The following is a 3460-nucleotide window of genomic DNA, read 5'->3' as shown; positions in this document are numbered from 1 at the left end:
GCGCCGCGGCGAGATTGAGGCTTTCCTCCACCGTGACAACCGGCAACAGCGTAGCTTTCGACGTGCTGGAGAAGCTTGAGAACTCCAAGGTCGACACGGCTCCGAAAGGGTTCGGCGGGGAGAAGTCGCTGAAGGTCGCCAGAAGCTTGGGGAGGCCGAGAACATCGCGGCCAGAAAAGGCGGACAGGGGGTTGTCGACGACAATGAAGGGACAAAATGTCGCGACTTCCATCGTTGGGATCAGCCACCCCCAGAACTCGACGAACTTCCATACGAATATCCGAACATAACACTCCCTTTGCGAAGTGTATCCCATATCCGGCCACAGCGCGTTTTCCATTCTTGGGTATGATAGGATCTCCAGATCCACGAACGGAAGAAACGGACGGTACTCGAATCCACGATCTTCCAAAGACCCTATGTTTAGAACGCGGTCACAGAGGATGTTCAGGCAGTTGAGGTCGGCGTCCAGGCGAAAGCTGAGGATGGTGACTCCGGGGAAAGTATAGGGCGGAGGAAATTCAACTTCGCCAATCTGGTCTATATACTGCATGGTCGTGGGCCTCCTGAAATATCACTGCCCGATCTATACGTCCGTCGAACTCCAAACTGCGCGGGGGCTAGGGGTCAGAATCCCCGGGCCGCGGCGGACCCAGGCGCAGGCGAGGCCCACACCCGCCCGACCGGATCGCGCACGGCCTCCCCCGCATATAAATCCTCGCGTCTCGAGCCTTCCATGCCCAACACGAAGTCCGCTCCGTACACGCGCGCGGGCGTCTGAAAGCCGACTTCGAAGTCTCCGCCCAACACACGACGGGCAATCTCGGTGGCGGAAAGCGCGGTAAAGCTGTATCCGTCGATGTTCTCGAGGCGGGCGCAGGTGCATCGTCTCCAGACGTCCTCCGCCTCGGCGACGACGACATGGCGGGCGGCCATCCTCGCTTCGTCCGACGGTTCCTCCGGCAAGATCTCAGCGCTGAGGCGCTGCAGCGGCTGGAATATCGGCAGCCGAAGCGCCTCTCCGAGGCGAGCGCCGACCGGCGCGAGGATGCGCGTCAAGGTCCCCGTGTCGACATAGACCTCGATGTTGGGAACGCCCGTGGTGTGGTAGCCTGTCAGGACGTCGGGCCAGCTGAGCGCCATGCTCCATCGCGCGCCCTCGCCGTAATCAAAGGCTTTTTCCAATCGTCCAACCGGGACGCTCACGAGGCGCCCATTGCGGCGGATCACCACGTCGCTGGATGCAAGACCGAGCGCCGAGCGGGCGGTCCCGCGCGAGAGGAGAGGCGAGCGGGCGATCCCGATCCGCAAAGACTTGGCCTCCGGCGCAAGCCTTGCGACATGAGCGGCTAGGCAATCCGACGCCGTCACAGCCCATCCTGCGCCCGGCATGATCATGACGCCGCGACGGACCGCGTCCTCGTTTCGGCGCCGCGCTTCTAGGAAGGCGGGCAGTTCGCCTCCGATGTCGAGGTAGTGTGCGCCGGCGAGAAGGCACGCTTCGAGCATCGGGCGCGCGGTCTGGGTAAATGGGCCGGCAGCGTGAATGACGACGCGGACGTCTCGAAGCTCCCGTGCGATTTGCGAGGGCGAGTCGAGGCGGATCGCTCGCCACAGAAGCCCCTGAGACTCCGCCTGCCGCCGCACGCGCTCGACGCTGCGGCCCGCCAAGATCGGCTCCAGTCCCGTTTCGAGCGCGCGCCGCGCGATGAGCCGCCCGGTATAGCCGGTCGAGCCGTAGATCATCACGCGACGGCCAATGTCGCCGTCTCCTTCCGGCCGAGACATCCGCCTGTTCATGTCGGTCGGCATCGACGGCCTCTCACGTCCGCTGGAAGACCCAATTGGCGAGCCCGCACAGGAAGTCCTTATCCCTCGACTCCGGCAGGCCGCCGAACGTGGCCGCGAATTCATGCAGCGCGGCGCCGGCCAGCCCATGACCGACCTTGCGCGCGTAGTCGAGCGATCCGTAGGCCTCCATGCGCGCCTTGATCCATTCGACGTCTTCCGTCTGGCGCTCCTCGCGCGGTCTTCCCAGGACGATCCTGAGCCTGCTCTGCTCGGTCTGCGTACAATTGCGAAACAAGTGAATCAGCATCAGCGTCCGCTTGCCTTCGAATAAATCGCCGAGCGCCTCTTTCCCGTAACTGAGGTCAGTTTCGAGATTGAGAATATCGTCCTGGATCTGAAAGGCGGCGCCGAGAAAAAAGCCGAACCGGTTGAGCTGCTTGACCTTTGCTCGGCTGCGCGTCCCAATCAACGCGCCGACGCGCAGCGGATAGATCGCCGCCAGCCATGCCGTCTTCTTCAGCACCATGCAGAGATAGTCGCGATCATCCAGCTCCATCACGTTGTCGCGGCGCCAGCCCAACTCCATCGCTTGCCCCTCCGCGGACTCCCAGGCCATTCGTTCGGTGTCGCGAAGAATGTCAAACGTCAGCCCCGAGCCGATGCTGTCGATGTTGTCGAGAAGCGGTCTCAGGCCGAGGAGGAACATGGCGTCGCCCGCATTGATCGCGAGCGGAATTCCGTGAAGCGCATGGAGCGTCGGAGCGCCGCGCCTCATTTCGCTGCCGTCCTGCACGTCGTCATGCACAAGAAAGGCGTTGTGAAGCAGTTCGATCGCCGCGGCCGAGAGCAAGGCGTCGGACAGGGGCGCTCCGAACACTCGCGCTGTCGCAATGCATATGCTCGAACGCATCATCTTGCCACCCCGCCGAGGATAGTCCCCCGCGAGGCTATAGAGGTAGCGATCCGGATCGCCGGACGGAAGATAGCGTTCCAACGTGTCCCGAACGGCCTGTCCGCACTCTCGGATGAAGCGCCCGGACCCGGAGCGGACGAGGCCCATTCGCATGATGGCCGACTACGTCCATCGCCCGAGCGAGAGGTCCCCCTCGGGTCGGGGCCCCGCCGGGAACAGCGGCAAGCCGTCGGCTCGGGCCGACAAGGTCATCACCGACACGGTCAAGCTCGCCTACGACGTCGCTGAAGAGCAGATCGACCAGGGCCGGCTCGCGGCCGAGCGCGTCCGCGACGGATCCTACAACGCCGCCGATTTCGACGAGGACGTCAGGGCGCAAGTCGACCGACTGCTGCGTGTTTCCAAGGATCTTGGCGTCCAATGGTTCGAGATCCTCAACGCAATCCTGAAGGCGAGCGCGGGGGCAACCAAGACGGCCCGACCCACGCCTCCCGTGACCCTCAGCTTCGAGGTCAAGTCCTCGCGGCGCGCCCAGGTGACCGCCGACATCTGGCCGACGGCGGGTCGCTTCGTCCCGTTGGTGCTTCCGCTCCACAGCGACGATGGCGACGTCCCGCCCCTCACCAACATTCATCTGGTCACAGATGAGAGAACGCGTCCGGTCCTGGTCGTCGAGATCCCGGACAAACAACCGGCCGGCGTCTACAGCGGCGTCGTGGTGGACGCCGACACGCGTCAGCCGGGCGGCGTGGTCAC

4 protein-coding genes are annotated in these 3460 nt (G+C 63.9%); 1 reads left to right on the top strand and 3 read right to left on the bottom strand.

All coding sequences use genetic code 11. The features are described from left to right. The 3 genes from ACLP25_RS17415 to ACLP25_RS17405 all read right to left on the bottom strand — a co-directional run. On the bottom strand, nt 1–553 hold a 553-nt coding region (locus ACLP25_RS17415), incomplete at its 3' end, for a hypothetical protein (RefSeq protein WP_442470434.1). A gap of 74 nt (nt 554–627) precedes the next feature. After that, on the bottom strand, nt 628–1812 hold the full coding sequence (locus tag ACLP25_RS17410; protein ID WP_442470433.1) for a saccharopine dehydrogenase family protein: 1185 nt from the start codon (nt 1810–1812) through the stop codon (nt 628–630). A 10-nt stretch (nt 1813–1822) separates the two neighbouring features. Beyond that, the gene (locus ACLP25_RS17405; RefSeq protein ID WP_442470435.1) at nt 1823–2851 is read right to left on the bottom strand and encodes a polyprenyl synthetase family protein; all 1029 of its coding nucleotides are present in this window, start codon (nt 2849–2851) and stop codon (nt 1823–1825) included. A 4-nt stretch (nt 2852–2855) separates the two neighbouring features. Between ACLP25_RS17405 and ACLP25_RS17400 the strand changes: the two genes are divergently transcribed. Further along, on the top strand, nt 2856–3460 hold a 605-nt coding region (locus tag ACLP25_RS17400), incomplete at its 3' end, for a hypothetical protein (protein WP_442470432.1).

Source organism: Roseiarcus sp., from assembly GCF_052145395.1.
Lineage (GTDB): Bacteria > Pseudomonadota > Alphaproteobacteria > Rhizobiales > Beijerinckiaceae > Roseiarcus.
Note: the sequence above shows the minus strand (reverse complement) of the source record. Positions and strands in the feature narration are given on the sequence as shown.

Excerpts from the sequence above, each read along its gene's own strand:
- ACLP25_RS17410 (WP_442470433.1), bottom strand. The coding sequence starts at position 1,812 with ATGCCGACCGACATGAACAGGCGGATGTCTCGGCCGGAAGGAGACGGC.
- ACLP25_RS17405 (WP_442470435.1), bottom strand. The coding sequence starts at position 2,851 with ATGGGCCTCGTCCGCTCCGGGTCCGGGCGCTTCATCCGAGAGTGCGGA.